The following is a 23,367-nucleotide window of genomic DNA, read 5'->3' on the forward strand; positions in this document are numbered from 1 at the left end:
GAGAAAGGTGTATAATTATAGAATACATCTACAACTGCCTGATATTGAAATCCTATTTGATTATGAAAACTTTCAAATTGAGTCAGGAATTGTAAAAAAGAAAATAATTATTAATTCAAAAAGATTCAAAATTATAAAAGAATCAAAAATAAAAATTCAACAATCATAATTTATAAAATTCATAATTTATAAAATTCATAATTTCAGAGTTTCAGAGAATTCATCCGGAGCAGTATAAAAATGCCAGAAACCAGATCAGTATTACGCCTCTTTCTTCTGCTTATATCTATATGCATCATCGTGCCGCACAGTTTTGCACTTGAGTATTCAGTGCCCGGAAATACTGGTTATATAACAACGGACTGCACAATCCGCGGAAATACCGAAATATCTGGAAACAACGCCGCATGGGTTGAAATAGACGGATATTACCAGACGCTTGTTTTACATAATCTTAAAATGGGTGATGATACAAAAATATCGAAATCACGATATACTGAGTTTTTGCCTTCAATGTCAGACGAATTTTTAGTCTGGAGTACGAAGACAACAATCAATTCCCCTTCACAGATTGTGATGTATAATCTCTCTTCCAAAGAATATCTTTATGCCTCATATTATCCGGCAAATCAGGGAATGCCGGATTTATCCGGTGATTATCTTGTATGGCTTGACGGGCGCTACTTTGGGTTTACAAATATTTTTCTGAAAAACGTAAAAAACGGTGGCGAGGGTCTTTTTTGGGAGTCTAAGACGAGTGACAAGAAATCTTTGCAGGTAAATGACGGATATGTCTTCTGGGTGGAAAAGGACGTGTTATACAAAAGAGCAGTCTCCGGAGGAGTGCCTGAAGAATTGGAGGAAAATTTCAATTCAGACTTTTGTGTCTCTGATGGTAAAATCGTCTGGGATGAGAAGAGGAATGGCTTTTTAGTCGTTGTTATTCTTGATATAAAAAGCCGGCAAAAGACTGTTTTATCAGGAAACGGGTGGGACATAAAGCATCCGTATATTTCCGGTGATATTGTTGTATATGAAGACTGCAGGTCAGGTGATTCTGATATATATCTCTATGATTTAATCACCAAAACATCAGCAGTGGTGTGCAAAAAACAGGGAGATCAGGTATATCCAAAAATAGACGGATATAATTTAATCTGGACTGATAAAGCATTTTCATGCTCAAATATAAATTCGTTTGTTATTGATTCTCACGCTGAGCCTGAAATTTCGTTTTCTACCGGAGATTCGGTGACAGACGGTCTTGCCCCTCTGGAGGTTATGTTTTTTGGAGCATCGACACTGACTCCCGGATATTTTGTTGAATATCTCTGGGATTTTGGTGACGGGCAAACATCAAAAGAAGCAGCGCCGGTTCATACTTACATGAATCCGGGGAAATACAATGTTTCACTGACGGTCACAAACGAATTTGGAACAGATCTCTATACAATTCCTGACTGTATAATAATCGGAGAACTACCAAAGATTGATTTCACATTTGAAGAGACAAAAGGCCTGTATCCGTTTACAACCAGATTCCACGAGGTTTCATCAGGTGATATTGAAAGCAGGATGTGGGACTTTGGTGATGGAACAGGCTCTGTTCTTAGAAATCCGTATCATATCTTCAGGTATGCAGGACAATACACAGTAAGCCTGACACTTTCAAACAAATACGGTGAAGTCACAGAGATAAAGGAGAATCTGATTGATGTGGGTGGAGCGCCTGGTGCGGCGTTTGTCTACAGCTATGATGAAACCTCAACTGATGCACATCCGGTTGTAAAATTCATGGATGCTTCATCCGGAGATCCTGACTCCTGGCTATGGTATTTCGGTGATGAAACATTCTCAACAGAGCAGAATCCTGTTCATATCTACGAAAAGCCGGGAATGTATGATGTGAGCCTTAAGGTTTCAAACCGTTATGCTGAGGACATAAAGACTGAATATGGTGTAATCCAGTCGAAAATATCGGAGTATCCTCTTGAAGAATTAATGATTGTTCCAAATGAGGCAGGTTTTATCCCCGGTGATACCATGCAGTTTGTTGCGGCGGCTAAGGATTCGTCCGGACAGACAAGACTGATAAATCCAAAATGGAGTATTTCTAATAAAACAGTTGCAATAATTGACGGATTTGGAACTATCACTGCGATTAATATTGGAACAGCTGTTGTTACAGCAGAATATGAAGATATATCAGCAGTTTCTCTGATTGAGGTGGGGGCAAAGAACTATGCGCGCAGTAGTGCTCTCCCTGCACTTGTAATGACAGATATTCCGGAGGAGCTGAATGAGGATACAAAGAAGCTAATTCGTATCTTTTATCGCAGTTCTGATTAAAAACTAATTACAAAAATCCAAATTTATTATACATTTTTATTATGCATCAAAGTTACTTCGTAACTTACATGAAAAATCAGATATTTTTTGGCATGTAAAATAAAAATTAAAAAAAAGAGTTCTCAATATTTTTTGTGCTATTGCCTGTTGTAACATTTACTGGTTTTACATGAGACAGTGATAAAAGAGTGCATTGAAAAATGTATCAAAAATAGTAACTTTTGTGATGTAAAACCATAATTGGCTACATTTGTGATAAAATCATAATTGCCATTATAGACTCCTGCAACATTGTGATTAAAAACAATAACTGCTCAAATGAATGGTTAAACAAACGATGCTCAAATAAACTTTTAAAAAACTCAAACAAAAAAGCCACTTTTTAGTAGCGAGGAATGGATTTGAACCATCGATCTACGGGTTATGAGCCCGCCGGGATTTCCTGACTACCCCACCTCGCTTCGTGTGCTATATTAGGTTGTATCCAAAACGTATATAATTTGTGATATTACTGTATGGGAGATTCAGCGTTTTTAATCAGTTTTTTATGAATATAGGCTATTGAGTCAGTTTTTTTCAAAGTCTGAATGAGATGCATTCATAAACATTTTAAATTGATTTTACCAATCAGATAATAATGGCAGACAATAATTTTGCAGATGATGCAGAGGATACAAATATTTTGGATGATGAATTATCACAACTTCGAAAACAGAGGCTTTTGGATATTGAAAAAAGACTTATGAAAGATGAGGATTGCAGTGTCACTTCTATAAATGACCTCACATTCAGAGAGTTTGTAAAGATTAACAAACACGTGGTTGTCGATATGTGGGCGGAATGGTGCGGGCCGTGCAGAAGGGTTGCACCTGTGATTGAGGAACTTTCTGAGGAATTCTGTGGTCAGGTTTCATTTGCAAAATGCAATACTGATGAAAGTCCTTCTATCACAAATGAATTAATGATAACTGCGATTCCAACTCTGCTTTTCTTCTCCGGCGGAGAAATTTGTGACAGGCTTGCAGGCGCATATCCAAAAGAGAATCTTAAAGCGAGAATTATCTCGGCATTTCAGCTTTAATATCATTTTTCTATCTTTTTTATTATCGAATCTTTTTTATTATCGAGATTCTCTTTATTTCTTTATTTCTTTATCTCTCTCTCTCTCTCTCTCTCTCTCTCTCTCTCTGAATTTTTTTAAAAGCAAAATTGAGTAAATTGAGTAAATTGAGTAAATTGAGTAAATTGAGTAATATTAGATAAAATTGATAATTTTGAATTGAATTTGAAAATCTACTGAATATTTTAATACTGAATATTTTAATACTGAATATTTTAATACTGAATTTTTTAATTCGGATATTTCAATCCCGATTTTTATTCACACAGGCAGAAAATATGCCTTATACATGCCCTATATGTGACTGATATCTTTATTGCATGCAAGTTTGCATTTTAATTTTACGAATCATTTTGAGTTGAATCTCTCGCTGTGATTTATCTTTGCGGCCATTATAAAATCATTTTTTGTGATGCCCCCGCTTGAGTAGGTGTACCATGAGATTGTAAGTATAGATTCTTTTTCAATTTTAAGGTCAGGGAAATGGCCTTCTCTCTTGCAGAGATCATTTAGCTCGTTTATGAAGGAAACACATCCGTCAAAATCTTCCTGTTCATATGTGCGTTGCAGTCTGTTCTCAACAACCGTCCAGCCGGGAACTTTCTTCAGATATTCAAGTATTTCTTTCCTTGTGAGAGGTGAAACCCTGCTGATTTCAGGATTACATCTTTCTGTACTCAATTCCATTGTTTAATCATTGCTGTCATAATAATAAAAGTTTTTAGAAGAAAGCTTTTTTTCGTCATTGAACGAAAATATAAGTGCTGTTTTTTAAATAGTCTTTGAATATATCGTATTTTCTAAAAAATTATTTTCGACATAACGAAAATTCTTAATAAATAATCATTATAAATTAAATGGGGATTTTTTTGAGAGAACTTAGAATACATGGAAGAGGCGGTCAGGGTTCGGTAACAGCTGCTGAGCTCATAGCAACGGCTGCATTCAACAGTAATATATATTCGCAGGCTTTTCCTGCGTTTGGTGTCGAAAGAAGAGGAGCACCTGTCACAGCATTTGTCCGTTTTGATGACAAAAAAATCCGGCTTAGAAGCCAGATATATGAGCCTGATTACATAATTGTTCAGGACAGCACGTTAATCAGGGACGTGGATGTCTTTGGCGGCCTAAAAGAAGGCGGCATTGCAATAATCAATACAGAAAAAGATATTCCTGACATTCCTGAGGGAATTAAGGTCATAAAGATTGACGCAACCAAAATTGCGCTTGAAGTCCTTGGACTTCCTATTGAAAATACAACTCTTATGGGTGCGTTTGCCGCCGCAACCGGAGAGATAGAATTAGACGCATTAAAAGAGGCATTAAAGGAAAGATTCCCTTCTGCTCTCGCTGAAAAGAATATTAAAGCCGCGGAAACAGCCTACAACAAAGTAAAGGGAGGAGATATATAATGCCGCTTAATCCCGGAGCAACCAGCGCGCCAGGTCGTGCAAGAGATAATAAAACTGGTTCATGGCGTGTGTTCAAACCGGAGTTTTCCAACGAAAAATGTAACAAATGCGGCACATGCATGCTTCTCTGCCCTGAAGTATGTATTGATGAGGATAAGGACGGTTATCCTGTTGTTGACTATGACTACTGCAAAGGATGTGGTCTTTGTGCAGAGGAATGCCCTAAAGATGCAATTGAGATGAAAAAGGAGGAGAAATAATGCTTCAGATAACAGAAGGATCACACGCTGTCGCAGAGGCAGTAAGGCTTTGCCGCCCGCAGGTGGTATCTGCATACCCGATTACACCGCAGACACATATCGTTGAGCGGCTTGCAGAGATGGTTGCAGAAGGTGACCTTGACGGCGAATACATCTGTGTGGAAAGTGAGTTTTCCGCTCTTTCATCCTGTCTTGGTGCGGCCGCCGCAGGCTCAAGGGTATACTCCGCAACAACATCACAGGGTCTTGCATTTATGGCTGAAGTTGTATTCAATGTTGCAGGTATGAGACAGCCTGTAATAATGACCATTGCAAACCGTGCAATGGGAGCACCCCTAAACATCTGGAATGACCAGCAGGACTCGTTATTCCTGCGTGATTCCGGCTGGATGCAGTTTTATGCGGAAGATGCACAGGAAGCATCTGATCTTCATTTCCTTGCATATAAGGTTGCAGAAAAGCATGATATTCTTCTGCCGGCATTTGTCTGCTTTGACGGATTTATTCTGTCTCATACATTTGAGCCTGTTGATATCCCCTCCCAGGAAGAGATTGATGCATATCTTCCGGCATTTGATCCGCTCTACAAGCTTGACTGCAAAAATCCTATGTCATTTGGAATGTATGCCACACCTGATTATTATCAGGAGTTCAGATATGAGATAAACGCGGCAATGGTGCGGGCAAAAAAAGCTTTTCGTGAGGCAGGACGCGAGTTTAAGGAACAGTTTGGACGTGACTATTCAGGTCTTGTGGAAGGCTACAGGCTTGAGGATGCAGATACTGCAATTGTTGCGATGGGCTCTATCTGCGGAACAATTAAGGATGCAATTGATGAGATGAGAGATGCAGGTGAAAAGGTTGGTCTTTTAAAGATTCGTTCATTCCGCCCGTTCCCTGCAGAGGATGTAAGAGAAGCACTAAAAGGCGTTTCCCAGATAGCTGTTCTTGAGAAGAATTTAAACATCGGTTCAAGAATGCTCGGCGCAGTCGGCCTTGAGATAAAGGATGCAGTCTATAAGTCAGGAACACCTGTATTTTCATATGTAGGCGGTCTTGGCGGTCGTGACATAAGGAAAAAGGATATAAAACAGCTTGCTGAATGGGCACGCCAGGGCAGAAATGACTGTTTCTTTGGTCTTCGTGAGGAGTTGTTATAAATGGCAGAAAATACCTGTGAACTTTTTGATTCCGGACATCGTGCATGTGGAGGATGCGGTCCTGCACTTGCCGCAAAGCTGATAACCCGTGCGGCAGGTCCCAAGACAATTATTGCAACAGCAACAGGATGTATGGAGGTTTTTTCAACACCGTATCCGGAGACAGCATGGAAGACACCATGGATACATTCGCTCTTCCAGAATTCTGCGGCGGTTGCATCAGGAATTGAGGCATCGCTTAAAAGACAGGGAAGAGATGATGAAAAAGTAGTGGTTATCGCCGGTGACGGTGCTACTTTTGATATCGGAATTTTATGCATAAGCGGTTTGTTTGAACGTGGTCATGATGTCACATATATCTGCTATGATAACGAGGCATACATGAACACCGGCATTCAGCGTTCAGGTGCAACACCATATGATGCAGATACTACAACAAGCCCGGCAGGAAAGTATTCAACCGGAAATAAAAGACCTAAAAAAGATATTCCTGCAATTCTTGTCGCACATGGAAGTCCGTATGTTGCAACAACCTCTGTTTCAACACCAAAGGATTTAATGGACAAGGTAAAACGTGCAATCGCAACTCCGGGACCCTGTTACATTCAGGTTCATACACCATGCTGTACAGGCTGGGGCTTTGACGGCTGTAAGACAATGGAGATTGGAAAGATGGCGCTGAACAGTGGTCTGTGGGTAAACTATGAGATTGTTGACGGCGTACTTGAAAAATCAAGGAAGGTAAAACGTGTTCCTGTCGATGATTACCTAAAAGCACAGAAAAGATTCCGCCATCTTTTCAGGCCTGAGGTAAACACAGAGGAGATTGCAAAGATTCAGGCAATCGCTGATAAGAACGCTGAAAAATATGGAATAGATATCAAACCAAAGAAATAATTTTAAAAATTTAAAAAATTTAAAAGAATTAAACAAAAAAACCGGCATAATAAACTATAAAAATAAAATATAATATTAAAAAGAAAAGTTGAATACAAAAATCCCCCTGATTTTCTTTTTTCCTGAATTTATAATGAACTTTACTTCACTCAATATTTCTAAAACACTTATTTTTTTCAATAAGGGAGGCAAATAATTAATGGAGAAGTCATATGAAAATACAACACCTGATACTTGCATTAATAGTTTCATCCGCACTTTGCGGCTTTGCAACGGCAGAAAATGAAACAGCTATCTCTATTGAGAATATTGCAGACAATAAAATTGCACTCTACAATCAGGCAACTGATCTTGCATATGAGGGGAATTACAATGATTCTCTCGTAATGCTTGACAGGGCATTGGAAATAGACCCTGAATTTACTCTTGCATATGTATCAAAAGCCGGAATATTGCTGGTTAAAGGAGACATTTCAGGAGCACTTGAGGCATCAGAGACTGCAACTTCACTCAATCCAAATCAGGCTGACGCATGGGTATGCAAATCAAGTGCTTTAATTTCGCTTGGAAGATATGAGGAGGGAATTGATTCTGCCAAAAAAGCGCTTGAGATTGATAAAAATTACTTTGAAGCCTGGATTAACCTTGCAACTGCATATGAAAAACTTGGTGACTATAAAGAACAATTAAAAGCCTCAGAAGAGGCATTAAAGATTGATCCGGAAAATATCCTGGCGCTTGCGAGTAAGGAAAAAGCAGAAAAGATGCTTGCCATAAATCCGCAGGAGTCTCCGATGACGCCATTTTTAGCCGTTTTTGGAATATCTGCGGTTTTAATAGCGATCTTTAAAAGAAGAGAAAATTAGATATTAGAAATCAAAATGCTAAATATCTAAATCTCAAAACTAAATAGCTGACTCAAAATGCTAAACCTCAAAGCTAAATAGCAATCTCAATTCCAAATTTTATTTTTATCTCTGATTTGTTATGAAAGTCAAAATTCCGGATAAACTTATCAGGCTTTTTGTGTGATGAAAAAAGCTCATCATGTGCGTTTTACATTAAAGTTACTTCGTAACTTACATGAAACCGGTGCATGAAAACTTTTTTTTCATGAACGTTTTTTTTCTAAATCTCCTTTTTTTGATTTTTTTTGAGTTTTTCCGGCTGATTATCAGTTGTCCTAAACAGTATTCTCTTCAGCTTTTTCTTCCTCTTTAACTTTTTCAGCCAGCTTTCCAATCCATATTGCCGCGATAACAGCAATTACTGTCACAATTATTGCATAGGTAAACATTGCAATAAGACTGCTTGTGTCTCCAAAAATCTCTTTAAAAAATGCCTGAATAGCGCTGTTCCATGCAAGAGCGGCAACAAGTCCAAAAGCGGCTGTCATAAGTGCCGCAATCTTCTCAATTATCTGGATACTTAATCCCATAATTCATCAGATGAAAATTATTTTGATTGTATTTATAGCAAATCCCAAGGTTTGGCTAATTTGATTAAATTTTATTAATTCCATAATTCAGGAATAATGTCCTGATATTAGCTGCATATTTTGCGTTATCATCCGGCCTGTATCAGATAACACAGTGTCAGATACCTGTGATGAAAATTTATAAGCCACAAATTCGTAAATTTGCTTTATGGGCTTTTTTTGTAAAATTAGCTCTTATAAACTGCGAAAATTTTTGAAGTCAAAGTTCTTTATTTAATATACAACATCATATCTCATACTGATTGATATGAAAGAAAAATATATCCTTAAGGATGTGGACACTAACAAAAAAATTGACAAAAAAAGTGTCTTTAAAACTTCAAATGCATTAAAATTTGTTTTCGAAAATAAAAGAGATAATAAAACAGATAAAATCAAAAAAACCGATAATCGCAATACTTCAAAATTAATAAAATGCGCAGGAGTTTTTGCTTTAGTTATCGTTTTAATAATAACTGCCGGATGTATTGAAAGCGGAAGTAATAATGATAACAAAAACAACGAAACTCTAATTTCTGATGAAAAATTCCTGGAAGAAGACTTTATGAATAAAACAGCACTTTTTGATAATTACTGGATTTTAACTTCATTTTATGATTCTGACTTGAACAAAAAAGTAATAGCCGAAAATGTATCTGTTACAATATCTGCAGATGAAGAGATGTTTTACGGAAATTCAGGATGCAACTCCTTCTCAATGGAATATGAAATTAATGATGATAAAATAGTTCCAGGTCTTTATACAACAACTATGATGAGGGCTCTTGATGATAATGTCGCATATACAGAGTCGGTTTTCAAAAAAAATCTACAGAATATTTCTGTCTTTAAATGCAATGAAGACACTCTTGCCTTCTTTGATAACAAAAATATGGAAATACTGATCTTTGAAAAATTCAGCATAAAAGATTACGAATGGAAACTTGATTCAATGTTCTCAAACGAATCTCTCAGAAAAATTCCAGAAAACATTTCTGTTACACTTTTGTTTGACAATGATACTGCAGGTGGAAATTCCGGATGCAACAGATACTTTATGAGTCTGACTGAAGTAAACGATATAAAAACCTTTAAAGAAATCAGTTTTTCAGGTATTGGTTCAACAAAGATGCACTGCACTAAAGAAGGTGTTATGGAAACAGAATCAGCGTATCTTGGTCATCTTGAAGATGTTAAATATTATAGAATTACAGGTGACAACTTAAAGTTTATGGACGAAAATAATACCTGCATCCTGTCATTTTTGAAAATAACAGAAAGATAACAGAAATATAACAGAAAAGAAAAAGAAAAGGAAATAGAAACCAAATTTTTCATTCAGTTTTCTTTTTTATTTATCTTCTCTTTAAAATTTCAATTGCTGATATTATAATTAAGGCTGAAAAAACTCCTAAAAGTCCAAGCGGCGTCTGTGGAAGTTGTGCTGTTTCTCCGGGCTTTTTAGTATCTGTTGCAGTTTCAGTCTTTTCAGTAATTTCAGTCTGTACAGCGGTTGGCTCAGCTGTTTTCTCTATTGTTGGCGTTGGAGTTTTTGCAGAAGGAACTGGTGTCGGAGTCTTTGTCTTTTCAGGAGTCTTGGTTTTTGTAGGAGAAGGTGTCTGTGTCATGGTTGGTGTTTTTGTAAATCCTGCCTCTACAGTTTCTGTCTTTTGAACAGTTCCTATCGGACTTGTAATTGTTGCACCTGTAATTTCTCCTAAGTTGTCCATCATACCGTTTACGTTGCACTCCGCCCATATTGTGTAACTTCCGGTGTTGTATGCTGAATTTCCAGTATCCCACACACAGGTCAGAGTTCCGGACGGTGCGAAGTAAGATGATGTTTGCGGGTGAATTCCGGTAATTTTCACAAGATTTTTAGAGCAGTCATAAAGTGATGTGAGAGTTGCGCCATCAGGTGTTTTTACTTTCACATCAACTCCTTTGTCAGACGAAGTTACACCCTGTCTTGTAAAAATTGGATATAGGTTTGAATCAATCCTGAAGTCGAGTGCTTCTCCTGAGACGATTTTTCCATATGTTATATCAAAACTCTCCCCGCCGGGCCGGTACGCATAAAGTTTAAGACCAAGACTTGGGTACTGGACATAGATTGCCGAATGACTGTTTAGTGAGCCGTTTGGATATGAATACCAGGTGCCTTCTCTTCCCCTGAAATCAGCAGGTGAGACATAAAAGCTGTTTGGAGACGGCGTTAATGTATATTCTGGCGAATCTGTTGCCGGATTGCCGGATTTGAAATATGCAAGCTGTGTGTCAGTCACTCCTCCGGATGAGTAGAATACACCGCTGTTTAAAAAAAGACCCTGTTCTCCGATAAATACCGTATCTCCCTTATAAATTTGATTTATCGCCGCGTTTGCAGGCGATATGGCAAGGATTGTCAGGATTAGCAAAATTGCCGGAATGAACAGTCTGGCAAATTTTGGCTTGGTTTTGATTTTATTAACATTTTTAGATTTCTTTTTTAATTCCATAATTATCACGCATCCGATTTTGTCGGTTTTACTTAGTATGACTATTGGTGATAATAATACATTTGCAATACAGTGATTTCTCAAAGTAACATCTGCATTATTTATTGTTATTCTCATGAGTTTCTTTTAACAAATAGAATATTTTGGATTTTTAGTTTAATGAGTTCTGTCTCAGGAAAGAGAAGAAAAAACAGTCCGGATGAAAAGGAAATGAATAAAAAAATCAGGGCAGGAAAGATGTTTGGGACAGTATATAAATGTTCAAACTAAAAAAACTCTAAAAAAAGAATTTGTTGAAAAATCTGTTTTTTTTATTTGTTATAATCTTTGCATGCTTGCCTTTTTTTTTACCTGTGAGGTGCCTGTGTTTTATTATTCATATTTGTATTTGCCTTTTGGAACAAATATCTCAAATACTGCATTTTCTCCAAAAACACCTGTTTCTTTAATAGTTATTTCTGTGATGGACAGAATTTCTCTTGATAAAAAGAGTCCCAGTCCTGAATGCCTGAAGTATTTCCTTAAGAAAATATTCTCCTTCTCCTCTTTAGGAACACCTGAGCCATCATCAGTGTATTTCAAAATCAATCCATCGTTGATTATTTCAGCAGACAAATTTATTTTAGTAACTTTTTCGCCGTAATTTAAAGTGTTTTCAACGAGGTTGTAAAAAACCTTCTTAAGAAGGGGATCAGCATATATCTCCAATTTTCCTGTTTTTACAGATATCTGCTTATCTTTTACGTTTAAACCTGTAAGAGAGTCGCTGAATGTCTGGCTGACATTTTGCCATATTGGCATGTTGACTCCTATATCCTGGTAATCAGCAGTGAATTCAATCTGCTGTGATATGTTTTCTGCTGAATCTGCTTCTTTTTGTGTGTATTTAACAAGAACAGGGTCCGGATTATCAGAGGATTTAATGTAATCATCTGTTAACTCAAGATACCCTTTTAATACCGTAATCTGGTTTAGAATATCGTGGCGTGTAATGCTTGAGAGAAGATTCAACTTCTTATTTGCCTGTGAAAGTGCAGTCTCTGTCATTTTCCTCTCTGTAATGTCATGCAAAATTGCATGAATTCTGACAGGTTTTCCACTTATGTCCTTTTGGATTCGGGATGAAAGAAAAACTATCAGTTTTTTACCATCTTTAGAAAAAATTTCCAAATCCAGATAGATATATCCGGTATCCAGATATTGATAGTATTGATCTTTTAATTGTTCATATGTTTTTTCGGGAACAAATTTGTTGTAATATTTATTTATAATGTCTTTCTCTGTATATCCTGTCATATGGGTGAATTCCGGGTTTATATCGGTAATTCGCCCATCGATGTCAAGCGCCACATATGCTACAGGTGACTGTTCAAAAAGTTCCCTGAATCTTTTTTCACTCTCTTTAATTGTAATCTCAGCTTCCTTTTGAGTTGTTATGTCATAAAGTGTAATAATTGAGCCTTCAGTAACTCCACGTCTGTCCTGAAGGTTTGTTCTTTGGATATGGAATATCCTGTTTTTTTTGTCTGTTTTTTGGATTATTTCATCTTCATAATCTTTTGATGTCTCTTCTGAGGCCCCTTTTATGAATGTGGTAAATTCATCCCATTCAGGACATACTTCGCCTAAAATTTTCCCTTCAACTGGATTTTTCCCGGATTTTAGAATTTCGTTAGCAATTTCATTTGACTGAACAACAACTCCTAAATTATCTGTTATAATAAGACCTGTCGGGAGCTTTTTAAACACAGAATCGTATGCAACCGGAACAAGAGAAAACAGCCTGTAATGAAAAAGGGCTACAAAAGCCATAAGCAGTGTAAATAAAAAGGCAAGCGGGGTAACGTCCAGATTGTATGCCGGTCCAAACCAGTACACCTGGAATATGAATGCAAATAGTATAACAAGGCCGCTTAATGTTATAATTTTTATCTGCCTGTTTATTATTCCATGTGCATGACCTGAATAGTCAAAAAGCATCAGAATCCCGGCAAGGAAAGTAACCACAAAGTATGAAAAATTCAAAAGATAAATAGGACCCGGGGTTATTGATATCAGCAAAAGATCCTTATAAAATGCAAAACCAACATTCTGATAAAGGAGCGGAATCATCGCCGGCGACTGTGAAACCAGTATTACAATTACAGGAATTGCAAATAACGCGGCGTAAACCGGCAATTTCAGCATTTTATCCCGCCTTATGTAAGTAATGACAAATATCAACCATAATGGTGGAATTAGTGCTATTCCTATGTATTCAAATTTTATTGCAGAAAGTATTAGTAAGGGGCTTTGAAGTGTAAGCTCAATTCCATATAATATTGAATAATATGATGCAACAAAAATCAGAATTATAAATGGTATTACTTTTTTGGAAGTATTTTTAGTCAGTACCAAAAGGACCAAAACTGCACCCAGGATACCGGCAAGAAAATATACTGTAGAAATGTGGAACATCTGTTTATTCACATCCAAAAAGGCAGTTTATGATATAATCTTTTTAATTTTTTTAAACATAAATAAATCTGCCTGATTTATACATATCATCAAGGCATATAAGATATATATTTATTGCAGATGGGAATAGTTAAATGAAGTACTCAAGCATATACAGGAAATATTATGACTGCTATAATTAATTCTACAATAAATTGCTATAACAGATTGCAGTTGTAACCAAATTCCGTTGAAATGAAATATTACTCTTTTAATTTTCCTGAAACAGTGGCTGGAATTTTTATTTCATCTTTTAGTTCATGAATGCTTTTAAATGAAAGTTACTTCGTAACTTACATGAAACTGTTGCATGAAATATATTTTTGATGGATGTTTTTATTTCATGGACGTTTCACATGAAAGTCCGGATGATAAAAATTATTCCTGTTCCGGTATAAGAATGAATAAAGGAAAATCCCGATGATCAGCGAAAGGTATGAAAGGCAGGTTTTGCTTTTATCAGAAGAAGGACAAAAACGGCTTTATGAGTCAAAAGTATTCATCGCCGGTGCAGGCGGTCTTGGAAGTCCGGTCCTGGTATATCTTACACTTGCAGGTGTCGGGAAAATTGTTGTCGCAGACAATGATACAGTCTCTCTTTCAAATTTAAACCGGCAGTTTCTGCATGATTTATCAAAACTAGGAGATATAAAAACAGATTCTGCAAGAGATACACTAAATCGTCTGAATCCTGATGTTGAGATTGAAGGGATCTTTGAAGCGGTTACTGATGATAATATATCTGAAATTACAAAAGACTGCAGTCTTATTATTGACTGCCTTGACAATTTTGAGGCAAGACGGGTTTTAAACCGCGAGGCAGTGAGAACCGGCATTTTTATGATTCATGGTGCAGTTTCAGGATGGGACGGTCAGGCAACAACGATAATGCCTGGAAAAACACCCTGTTATGAGTGCATATTTCCCTTCGACAAAACACCATCCGGAAATTTTCCAATTGTTGGAACAACAGCAGGTGTTATAGGAAGTATTCAGGCAAATGAAGCTGTAAGGATTTTGGCAGGATATGAGCCCTCTCTTGGAGGAAAGCTTCTGATATGGGATGGACGGACTGCATCTGTTGATCAGATTCCGCTTTTGAGAAATGAAAAATGTCATGTCTGCTCAGGACTAAAGTAATGTAGAAATATGGTGTCAATAGAAATTACTGTTTTTGCAAGATTTAAGGAGACTTTTGGGGGATTAAGAAAGCTTGAGATATCAGAAGATAAATGTAGGGATTTTTCAGTAAAAGATGCACTTCTAAAGCTTTGTTCTGAGACAGAAGGGGGATATGAGGTTTTGTTTGACTCTGATGAAGAAATTCTTGACAGTGTTCTTTTGATGCACAACAAAAAGAGGATTTCAGCCGGCGATGCAGATGATATTATAATTCAGGATGGGGATGGTATTGTATTATACCCGCCTGTTTCAGGAGGATAAAAAAAATGGTTATTGCGATAACAAAAGATGATATAGATATTGCAAAGCTTATTTCTGACGCAAAGCGGCCACAGACCGGAGGTCTTGTTGTTTTTGTCGGAACTGTCCGTGATGACGGAATAGAGGCGATTGATTTTGAGTCCTTTGATGAGGCGGCTTTATCTGATCTTTACAATATCGCAGATGAGGCTGAAAAGAAGTTTTCCTTAACTTCCGTTGATATTATTCACAGAAACGGCCTTTTGAAGGTGGAAGAGACAATTCTTGTAATTGTTGCAGGTGCAGGCCACAGAGCAGAAGCATTTGACGGATGCAGGTATATTCTCGAAGAAATCAAGCGTTATGTCCCAATATGGAAAAAAGACATCATAAAAGACGGAGGGGAGCAATGGCACGCATGAGGCTTGAAAACTGCAAAAAAAGATACTCCGGCGAGAGCGAAAGGGCGAGAAAGCCTGAAGAGACACTTGAGATTATTCAGCCTGTTGCAAAAAAATGCGGTATTACAAGGGTTGCAGATATAACCGGTCTTGACAGGCTTGGAATTTTTGTATTTTCATGCATAAGACCCGGAGCCGCCGATGGTGCAATATCGGTGTACAACGGAAAAGGGATGACTGAGAGTTCTGCAAGAGTTTCTGCAATTATGGAGGGAATTGAGAGGTATTCAGCAGAGATTAATGACAGGGAACTTGTCTATGAAAGATTCAGTTCACTTGGAGAGAAAAAGGCTGTAAATCCGTCCACTCTGATTCTTCCTGCCGGCGTTGACCCTGATTCAAAAATTCCATGGTATCAGGGTTTTGATATAATATCAGAAGAGGATGTTTTGGTGCCTGCACATTCCGTATTTCATCCGGTGCCTTATGGTGCTGTCCGTTTTTTCAGGACAAGCACAAACGGTATTGCATCTGGAAATACTCCTGAAGAAGCGGTGCTTCATGGATTGTGTGAGGTTATAGAAAGAGATGCCTGGTCTCTTGCTGAGGCATCAGGTTTTTCCGGGCCGGTTCTTAAAAATATCACAGATCCAAATCTTAACAAAGTAATTTCACTCTTTGAGGATAACGGCGTTGAAGTCACTCTCAGGGATATTACGGCTGATAATGGCATTCCTACAATTGCGGCGGTTTCGGATGACGTAAAGCTAAAAGATCCCTCTCTTTTATGCATCGGAATGGGCACAAGTCTTTCCCCTGTCGTTGCCGCATTAAGGGCGATTACAGAGGTGGCCCAGTCCCGTGCGACACAAATTCACGGTGCACGGGAGGATACAACCGATGCTGACTTTCGAAAGAAGCTTGGATATGACAGGACAAAGCGGCTTAACAAAAAGTGGTTTGAGACTTCAGAGTCAAAGGATTTTTCAGAGATGCCAATGTTTGAATCTGATGATTTCTTAACAGATATCAGTTATGTGTCAAAAAAGCTTCAGGAGAAGAGCGGAGTTTCTAGGATTATTGTAAGTGACTTAAGTATTGTTGATGCTGACATTAAGGTTGTACGTGTGGTAGTCCCCGGCCTTGAGACATTTTCAATTGACAGCGAAAGGGCTGGTGAGAGGTGTAGAAATGCAAGACGTAATCGTGTATTTAGGTCCAAGCCTGAGCATTGAAAAGGCAAAGAGGATTCTGCCGGAGTCGGTTGCTGAATACCGGCCGCCTGTTAAGCGTGGAGACCTTGCAGTTGCAGTAGCAAAGAGACCAAAGGCAATCTGCATTATTGACGGCCTTTTTTTCCAGGACTGCTCTGTGGGCCACCGCGAAATTATGGCGGCTTTAAAGTCAAAGATTTATGTTTACGGCTCATCTTCGATGGGTGCTCTTCGGGCATGCGAGCTTGACAGCTTTGGAATGGTAGGTGTGGGAAGGATTTATGAGATGTACCGTGACGGAATTATTGAGAGTGATGACGAAGTGGCACTTGCCTGCGATCCTTTTTCAAACGAGGCTGTTTCAGATGCACTTGTTGATATGAGGATTAATTTTGAAAGAGCAGTCCGGGGAGGCGTTATCACCGGAGACGAGCGGGATATTTTAATCAGGACTGCATCGGGAATTTACTACCCGAACAGGACTTACAGACGGGTTTTGAAGGATGCAAGGACTGCCGGGGAGATTTCGGGTGAGTCTTTCGAGCGTCTGACGCGTTTTTTAAAGGAGCATCCGTTCTCCCAGAAGGAGGAGGATGCAAGGGAAGTTTTGAGGGTTGTCGGGGATGGGGTTTGAGAAAGTTCTAAAGTTGTTGAATTTAGTAAATAAAAAAGAAAAAAATATTTTTAGATCTTTTTTACCATCTTCTCATTAATTTTTTAAGTTTTTTGTGATATGTACTCAAATCTAATTCAGGATTTTCATCAATTTTTATGCTTGCTTCTTTTTTTAGCATATAATATTGTTTAGCTTTGAGAAATTCAACTCCATCCTCCAATATGGGTAAATATTGTTGAATTTGAGAATATCTTTCAATATATTTTTTCATTTCATTTTGAGCTTTTTCCTCTTCACAATCTGTACATTTAGTTTTCCTAAAATGGTGAATATCTCTGAGGAAATTTGTAAGTAAGTCAATTCCCTTCTCAGATGTAATTTTTCTCTCTCTAAAATCCCATATTTTATCTAATAATGTGAAAATTAAAATGAATAATCCTAAAATCACAATAATTTGTCTCAAGGCAATTGCTGTATCGATTTTTATAAATAAGCAGATTATTTCTGTATCAATCATTGCTATTGTTGCAATTAATGCTGATAAAGTAATTATTAAAAATGTGAATATATTGTCTAGATTATTGTAATGAATGTATCTTCTAGATAGTATTTCTCTATTAATTTCAGCCTTTTTGCTAATTTTGTCACATTCAGCAAGGATTTTTTCATTTTCATTCATATTATGTAACAAACCTTATTTTTTTAAGAATATCCAGATATTTCGGTTCGATTGTTGCATATCGCCATAATACTACATCAACAACAGGAACACTATCTCCACTCACTTTTGATATTTTTTTACAAAACTCTTGAACATCATCAAATCCTTCGTTTAATGCAATTCTTACTAGATGTCTATCCGGTTTTGCTACATCTAGACCAATATTTTTTGCCAGATGAAATACTGTAATCGGTCCAATGAAGTCAAATTCTTTTAATTTATTTATTGGATCTTTCACAATTTCATTTTTAAACCAATCAAATCCTCTTTTGAAAATTAATTCAGCGGCAGCAATTATTGAAGCAATCTTTTTTTTATGATTGAAAATTTTTAATGCTTCTTCCAAGCATGAAATTTTATTAATAGTGATTTTTTCGGCTGAAATCCAATTATAAAAACAATTTGATATAATTGGGAAATATTTAGAAATAACTTTCTCTCTCATGCCTGAGGATAGAATGACCCAGCTGATCTCACGTAAAAAATCACTTTCAGATATTTGTTGGAATATTATATTTTTTTGCCAAATAATTTCATCATTATATCCTTCTTCAATAACAATTTTTTTTACAAAAAAATATTTTTTTACTAAATTCGAATCCATTATACATCTCCAATAATATCTTCCCATTCAGCCTTTGATTTTGATGAATCTGCACGAGAGATTTTACTATGAATTCTTTTTAACACATAACTTGACTCATATCTTTTATTGGAATTTGCTTCTCCCAGATAATCATCTACGTGAATAGACTGATTTGTTTTATCCTTAATTGGCGTGATAATACGTTTCTGAGATTGCTCAAAGAAATATTTTAGCATATTTTTTGGAGTATTGGGTTGGTCACGAGGATAATTTTTAAAAATTTCAATTGCAAGGGATTCAATATGATATCCTGATAATTGTTGATTAGGTGGTAAATTTGCATTTATTCCTTTGATAAGTTTAATTACAGGAATCACTTTATTGCCACATTTTTGATTAATCTGGGTTAATTTCGAAGCGAATTGATCCGGACGTGTAACATTTGACCAACATTTTCCATTTCTTTCTGGTATTTTATATCCACTTCTGCTTTGAAGAGCTGGTAGTAATTGTATTTCAGTACCATCTTGAAATTTAACAGTAACGGCCAACTTTCCTTCTCTGATTTCTTGAACATTAGATAGATGAGAAGATAATTTGCTTTTTATAAGTTGTATTACTTGTTTAGGTGAATAATCGGATAATTCAGAATTATTAATTAGTACAAGTATGTCCGCATCACTTAGACCCTCAACATATGTATGTTTACTAACAGATCCTCCAAATTTTAATTTGATAGATCCATCAAATTCTGAATTAATTATTGAGAATATTTCATCAAGATGTTCATTAACAATTTGAGAATCACGGTCATTATATTTTTTTAATTTTTCATTAATTAATTCATTAATTTGCCTTTCAAAATCATTGTTATCTGTTTGTTCATTTGTTTTCTTGATTCCATTACTGATATTTTTTCCCGGATTATATGAATTTCCACCGCCACCCATAATTATCACCTTGTAATTTTAGATTTAAATAATTTACAACTTTCCTCAAAAAATTTAGGATCCATGTTTAATTCATTAAAAGATTCAAAAGATTGAGTTTTATGCAATCTTCTTAAAACTAATTCTAAATTTTTTAAATAAGCATAATTCTCTTTGCGCGATTCATAAATCAAATTATTATCAGGATATTCAATACCCCACTTTAAACGTCCTAAACTGTGATTATATCCTGAATAATTTTGATAATAGAAATATCTGAGCCAAGAAAGTCCATCAAAAATATCAGCACCTGCCATGTAATATAATGGTGTTGTAACTGGATCCAGACTTCCAAAAATGTGTATTGGTATCTTTAATTCTTTTTTATCTAAGCATTCTCTAATTTTTGCAATATTACACATTCTTTGAAGTGTTGAAGTTCCAAGTTCTTTTTCAGTAAATCCAAGGATATCAAAATATTGAAACTCATCAGAATATGTTAGTAATTTGTCAATTTCAATTATATCATTATTTTCAGATTTGATTAGAAAATTTTTAACAACATTTTTTCCTTTAAATGAATTTTTAGCATTATATATCTGTTTTAAGAATGTTTTCTCCTCATTTGGAATACTTGGATGATCAAAACTAACAAGAATAACAGGAATTTTTGATTTTATTAATTCAATATTTTTTAGAAATTTTTCGACAGTATGGGTAAATAATATATCATTCCATTCATTTGGAAGGTTTTTCTGAGTTCCGTTATCTGTACTATCATTTTCAGATAAACATTCATATCCTCCACTGTCAATAATCACAAAATCTAAATTTGAAAAATCAATTTCAAGGCCATCAGATGAATGATGATCATAAAATGAATGAAGATCGTATGCACTTATTAAAAGGCCATCCGAAATATATGATAAAGAATTATTTATTGAATTTTGTAATTCCTCAGGTTTTTTTGAATCAATGGTACCTGCTTGGCTAGAAAATGAAGGAACAAGTAATGGAGTTGTTCCAATTGTAAGACCATTCCAATTAATGTCCAAAATTCTTGTTTTCATAAAAATTCAACCTATCTAAACATGAAAGACATTTATTACAGGGGTTATCTCCCCCAGATTCACAGCTATAAGTCATTTCTAGTGGTATTTTATGAAGATTACAATATTCAATAATCAATTTTTTGTTCCATTCTAGAAACGGAATGTCTAGAATTACAGTACCATTTGAATAACCATCAATAATTGTCTGGATTTCATTAACAAATTGAATTGAACAATCGTAGTAAGAAGTACCACTATGTATTCCCATTGAAATGAGTCCTGTAAAATTTTTAAAAGATAATAATGTGGCAATTATTAAAAAGCAATTCCGACCTTTAATTTCCCCAGATTCAAAAGCAGTTTCATGGACAAAATTAGCTTTTTTGATTTTTATATTGAAATGAGATCCAATTTGATTGCAACACTTTAATTCATTTTTGGCTGCCGCTTGTCCATAGTCAACAAAAAAACCTGTGACGTTAAAACCTTTATTGATGTAATAATGCACGCAGGCCATTGAATCTATACCCCCGCTTAATAGAACAATAACTTGCTTACTGGAATATTCGTCCGAGTACATCTAATATAATAATTATATCTTTGTAGGATGAAATATATTCTTTGTGGAATTGATGGATTATTATAAAGAAGCTAAAAAAATTTGGAAGAAATTTGAAATTTTATTATTGATCATCATTATTGTAATTGGATTTGCAATTGCTTATTGGCTTGCTCCGTTATCAGGTGATTTAGGAGATATAGTTTATAATTTGGGTATTTTTATTTCTACGGTTTTCGCAGTTCAATTAATTTATGAGATTATTTTTAAGAAAAATGATCAGGAATTCTATAAGACAGAATTGATCCAGATTTGGGAGGAAAAAATTCCAGAAATAGTTAAATCAGGGATTATTTTTTATGAGGATGGTCGTAGGCCTCCTGATGAAAAATTAAATTTTTATCAGGAAGCGGAAAAGGAAATTATCGAAGTGGCTGCTACATTTCATTCATTTACAACTAAATTCTCTTCAGTTCCTGATTCAAAATTTAAAATACCTATTCTTAGTCTTATGAAAAAAGGAGTAAATATAAAATTATACTTACTAGATCCAGAGTCTGAATCTGCATCAGCTTATCAAAACTGTACTCCTGATAATGATGATATTATCAATAAAGTTCATTTAAGTATTGAAAGTCTACAAATAATTATCAAAGAGTTAAATGAAAGTAGTGATTTAGGTAAGATGGAGTTATATACCTATAATTACATTCCTCTTTTAAATGGCGTTTTTTTAGATTTTGTGGAAGATGAATCTCAAAATTCGAGAGCTTTTGTCTCTCACTATCTTCCATATATGGAAAAAAGAAGTGAAAATCCTGGATTTTATTTTACAAAAAAACAAAATCCACAATTATTTGGAAAATATTCTTTTTTTATAAAAAAATTGAAAGAAAATGGGAAATTAGTGGAGAATTTATAAGTAGATCCAATTCAACTTTAATTTTTTTTATTTAGATACGTTTAAGCCTGATATAAGTAAACCTCACATATATAACTAATAATTAAGGGGAAAATCATGGTAAAATTACTCGATACAACTGCAAAGATAACAAGTGAAATTCAGGAACTGATTAGGGGAAGCAAGGAAGAAAAACTGCTGCTCATCACTCCGTATGTTCAGATTGCAAACCAGTTTAAGCTTGATATTCAGGATTTGGTGAATTTCAGAACACCAATTACAGTGATTGTCCGGGAGGGTGAGAATCACAATCCTCAGGATGTAAGCTTTTTGCAGGAAATGACTGGAGTTACATTATGGACACTTCCAAATCTACATGCAAAGTGCTATCTAAATCATAAATCTGCGATAATATGTTCGATGAATCTATATGCCTACTCTCAGGTAAATAATACAGAGATTGGTGTTCTCGTTACTAAGGAAGATGATCCTGAATTGTTCATGCAGATTGATGAAATGGCAAAAAGAATTCATCGTGAAAGTCATGAATATGAGTTTGAAATAGTAAAAAAGAGTGAAAAACCCAAGTCCACATCGGCAAAGTCAGCACAAAAAAAGAATGTAATGCCTGAAAAAGGCTATTGTATTCGTTGTGGAAAAGAGATGCCTTTTAATTCGGATAAACCGTTATGTGAGAAGTGCTACCCTGTCTGGGCAAAATATAGCGATAAAAAATATGCTGAAAAGTTCTGTCATATCTGTGGAGAAGATGTTCCATCCCATAAGAGTTCTTATGAGAAGCCTGTTTGTTATCCGTGTTTTAAGAAATATCTGAAATAATAACTCTTTTTCATTAATTTTATTCACATTATAATATAATATGTTCATTAAAAAAAGGTCAAGATTTTAAACCTCTTTTTCATCATCCCCCTGGTATCTTTCATTGTTGGGGTTTAACTGGTCGGAATGATTGTCCATTGCTGCATGGTATGCATCGTTATTTGGATTCATAGAATCAGACCGGTCATCGTTTGCACTGCGGCCTCCACCGCCTCCTTTTCCCATAGATTTTCACCTCCCCTGTGTTTGTGGGGAAATCTATTTTGAGAGTAAATAAAATTTTTCTGAAACGTTTTCACCAGTTTGAAACTTTTACCGGAAAATTATCTCTCCTGATTTGAACCAAATTTCTCTTTCTAATTCCCGCCACTTCCATGATTTATTTGCCGGATCAATCCTGAAAAAATAAATCTCAATGAAAGTGACTTTCTGAAATATGTTAAAAAGCTATGTCACA

At 35.7% G+C, this 23,367-nt stretch carries 25 protein-coding genes and 1 tRNA gene; 15 read left to right on the forward strand and 11 right to left on the reverse strand.

Annotated elements, in window-relative coordinates; all coding sequences use genetic code 11:
* Positions 1-240 precede the first annotated feature (240 nt).
* The gene (locus tag L1994_RS00420; protein ID WP_278099733.1) at positions 241-2,349 is read left to right on the forward strand and encodes a PKD domain-containing protein; all 2,109 of its coding nucleotides are present in this window, start codon (positions 241-243) and stop codon (positions 2,347-2,349) included.
* Positions 2,350-2,735: 386 nt separating this feature from the next.
* On the opposite strand, the gene L1994_RS00425 is transcribed toward L1994_RS00420, so the two are convergent.
* Positions 2,736-2,810, reverse strand: a tRNA-Met gene (locus L1994_RS00425).
* Between the two features lie 176 nt (positions 2,811-2,986).
* Here L1994_RS00425 and trxA point away from each other — a divergent pair.
* On the forward strand, positions 2,987-3,430 hold the full coding sequence (trxA, locus tag L1994_RS00430) for a thioredoxin (RefSeq protein WP_278099734.1): 444 nt from the start codon (positions 2,987-2,989) through the stop codon (positions 3,428-3,430).
* A gap of 387 nt (positions 3,431-3,817) precedes the next feature.
* Here trxA and L1994_RS00435 read toward each other — a convergent pair whose 3' ends face one another.
* The gene (locus tag L1994_RS00435) at positions 3,818-4,156 is read right to left on the reverse strand and encodes a 4a-hydroxytetrahydrobiopterin dehydratase (protein ID WP_278099735.1); all 339 of its coding nucleotides are present in this window, start codon (positions 4,154-4,156) and stop codon (positions 3,818-3,820) included.
* Between the two features lie 182 nt (positions 4,157-4,338).
* Here L1994_RS00435 and L1994_RS00440 point away from each other — a divergent pair, with 182 nt between their 5' ends.
* The 5 genes from L1994_RS00440 to L1994_RS00460 all read left to right on the forward strand — a co-directional run bounded on the left by L1994_RS00440 (position 4,339) and on the right by L1994_RS00460 (position 8,064).
* Entirely contained in the window at positions 4,339-4,881 is a 543-nt protein-coding gene (locus L1994_RS00440; protein WP_278099736.1) for a pyruvate ferredoxin oxidoreductase subunit gamma, read from the forward strand.
* Positions 4,881-5,141, forward strand: coding sequence for a pyruvate synthase subunit PorD (porD, locus tag L1994_RS00445; protein WP_278099737.1), 261 nt, complete (start codon positions 4,881-4,883; stop codon positions 5,139-5,141). Before L1994_RS00440 ends, porD begins: the two co-directional genes overlap by 1 nt.
* Positions 5,141-6,301 (forward strand): pyruvate ferredoxin oxidoreductase, encoded by a 1,161-nt coding sequence (gene porA, locus L1994_RS00450; protein ID WP_278099738.1) that lies wholly within the window; start codon positions 5,141-5,143, stop codon positions 6,299-6,301. The genes porD and porA overlap by 1 nt, the downstream gene beginning before the upstream one ends.
* Complete coding sequence (locus L1994_RS00455) at positions 6,302-7,198, forward strand: thiamine pyrophosphate-dependent enzyme (RefSeq protein WP_278099739.1); 897 nt, start codon at positions 6,302-6,304, stop codon at positions 7,196-7,198.
* A gap of 212 nt (positions 7,199-7,410) precedes the next feature.
* Entirely contained in the window at positions 7,411-8,064 is a 654-nt protein-coding gene (locus tag L1994_RS00460; protein WP_278099740.1) for a tetratricopeptide repeat protein, read from the forward strand.
* Positions 8,065-8,381: 317 nt separating this feature from the next.
* On the opposite strand, the gene L1994_RS00465 is transcribed toward L1994_RS00460, so the two are convergent.
* Entirely contained in the window at positions 8,382-8,636 is a 255-nt protein-coding gene (locus L1994_RS00465; RefSeq protein WP_278099741.1) for a DUF5654 family protein, read from the reverse strand.
* A 307-nt stretch (positions 8,637-8,943) separates the two neighbouring features.
* On the opposite strand from L1994_RS00465, the gene L1994_RS00470 reads away from it, so the two are divergent.
* Complete coding sequence (locus L1994_RS00470; protein WP_278099742.1) at positions 8,944-9,960, forward strand: META domain-containing protein; 1,017 nt, start codon at positions 8,944-8,946, stop codon at positions 9,958-9,960.
* 70 nt (positions 9,961-10,030) lie between these two features.
* Here L1994_RS00470 and L1994_RS00475 read toward each other — a convergent pair whose 3' ends face one another.
* Together L1994_RS00475 and L1994_RS00480 are read right to left on the reverse strand one after the other, a co-directional pair.
* Positions 10,031-11,290: a DUF3821 domain-containing protein gene (locus L1994_RS00475; RefSeq protein WP_278099743.1), complete on the reverse strand. Its 1,260-nt coding sequence runs from the start codon at positions 11,288-11,290 to the stop codon at positions 10,031-10,033.
* A 255-nt stretch (positions 11,291-11,545) separates the two neighbouring features.
* Complete coding sequence (locus L1994_RS00480) at positions 11,546-13,630, reverse strand: histidine kinase N-terminal 7TM domain-containing protein (RefSeq protein WP_278099744.1); 2,085 nt, start codon at positions 13,628-13,630, stop codon at positions 11,546-11,548.
* A gap of 459 nt (positions 13,631-14,089) precedes the next feature.
* On the opposite strand from L1994_RS00480, the gene L1994_RS00485 reads away from it, so the two are divergent.
* From L1994_RS00485 to L1994_RS00505, 5 genes are read left to right on the forward strand one after another with little or no spacing between them, the layout of a single operon-like run.
* Complete coding sequence (locus L1994_RS00485; RefSeq protein WP_278099745.1) at positions 14,090-14,809, forward strand: HesA/MoeB/ThiF family protein; 720 nt, start codon at positions 14,090-14,092, stop codon at positions 14,807-14,809.
* A gap of 9 nt (positions 14,810-14,818) precedes the next feature.
* Positions 14,819-15,112, forward strand: coding sequence for a MoaD/ThiS family protein (locus tag L1994_RS00490; protein WP_278099746.1), 294 nt, complete (start codon positions 14,819-14,821; stop codon positions 15,110-15,112).
* Positions 15,113-15,117: 5 nt separating this feature from the next.
* Positions 15,118-15,513 carry a molybdenum cofactor biosynthesis protein MoaE gene (locus tag L1994_RS00495; RefSeq protein ID WP_278099747.1) on the forward strand — a complete coding sequence of 132 codons (396 nt, stop codon included), beginning with the start codon at positions 15,118-15,120 and terminating at the stop codon, positions 15,511-15,513.
* Positions 15,501-16,727 carry a YcaO-related McrA-glycine thioamidation protein gene (locus tag L1994_RS00500; RefSeq protein ID WP_341275794.1) on the forward strand — a complete coding sequence of 409 codons (1,227 nt, stop codon included), beginning with the start codon at positions 15,501-15,503 and terminating at the stop codon, positions 16,725-16,727. The genes L1994_RS00495 and L1994_RS00500 overlap by 13 nt, the downstream gene beginning before the upstream one ends.
* The gene (locus L1994_RS00505; RefSeq protein ID WP_278099748.1) at positions 16,684-17,340 is read left to right on the forward strand and encodes a TfuA-related McrA-glycine thioamidation protein; all 657 of its coding nucleotides are present in this window, start codon (positions 16,684-16,686) and stop codon (positions 17,338-17,340) included. The genes L1994_RS00500 and L1994_RS00505 overlap by 44 nt, the downstream gene beginning before the upstream one ends.
* A 61-nt stretch (positions 17,341-17,401) precedes the next feature.
* Here the strand turns inward: L1994_RS00505 and L1994_RS00510 are convergent, their stop codons facing one another.
* From L1994_RS00510 to L1994_RS00530, 5 genes are read right to left on the reverse strand one after another with little or no spacing between them, the layout of a single operon-like run.
* The gene (locus L1994_RS00510; RefSeq protein ID WP_278099749.1) at positions 17,402-18,001 is read right to left on the reverse strand and encodes a hypothetical protein; all 600 of its coding nucleotides are present in this window, start codon (positions 17,999-18,001) and stop codon (positions 17,402-17,404) included.
* 1 nt (position 18,002) lies between these two features.
* Positions 18,003-18,647 (reverse strand): hypothetical protein, encoded by a 645-nt coding sequence (locus tag L1994_RS00515; protein WP_278099750.1) that lies wholly within the window; start codon positions 18,645-18,647, stop codon positions 18,003-18,005.
* Positions 18,647-19,579, reverse strand: coding sequence for a CBASS oligonucleotide cyclase (locus L1994_RS00520; protein ID WP_278099751.1), 933 nt, complete (start codon positions 19,577-19,579; stop codon positions 18,647-18,649). Before L1994_RS00520 ends, L1994_RS00515 begins: the two co-directional genes overlap by 1 nt.
* A gap of 5 nt (positions 19,580-19,584) precedes the next feature.
* Complete coding sequence (locus L1994_RS00525) at positions 19,585-20,628, reverse strand: hypothetical protein (protein WP_278099752.1); 1,044 nt, start codon at positions 20,626-20,628, stop codon at positions 19,585-19,587.
* Entirely contained in the window at positions 20,603-21,190 is a 588-nt protein-coding gene (locus L1994_RS00530) for a 7-cyano-7-deazaguanine synthase (protein ID WP_278099753.1), read from the reverse strand. Before L1994_RS00530 ends, L1994_RS00525 begins: the two co-directional genes overlap by 26 nt.
* Before the next feature lie 43 nt (positions 21,191-21,233).
* Here L1994_RS00530 and L1994_RS00535 point away from each other — a divergent pair, with 43 nt between their 5' ends.
* Positions 21,234-22,091 carry a hypothetical protein gene (locus L1994_RS00535; protein WP_278099754.1) on the forward strand — a complete coding sequence of 286 codons (858 nt, stop codon included), beginning with the start codon at positions 21,234-21,236 and terminating at the stop codon, positions 22,089-22,091.
* Between the two features lie 96 nt (positions 22,092-22,187).
* Positions 22,188-22,910 (forward strand): phospholipase D-like domain-containing protein, encoded by a 723-nt coding sequence (locus L1994_RS00540; RefSeq protein WP_278099755.1) that lies wholly within the window; start codon positions 22,188-22,190, stop codon positions 22,908-22,910.
* Positions 22,911-22,976: 66 nt separating this feature from the next.
* Here the strand turns inward: L1994_RS00540 and L1994_RS00545 are convergent, their stop codons facing one another.
* Entirely contained in the window at positions 22,977-23,135 is a 159-nt protein-coding gene (locus tag L1994_RS00545; RefSeq protein WP_278099756.1) for a hypothetical protein, read from the reverse strand.
* Positions 23,136-23,367: the final 232 nt, after the last annotated feature.

This window comes from Methanomicrobium antiquum (assembly GCF_029633915.1).
GTDB lineage: Archaea > Halobacteriota > Methanomicrobia > Methanomicrobiales > Methanomicrobiaceae > Methanomicrobium > Methanomicrobium antiquum.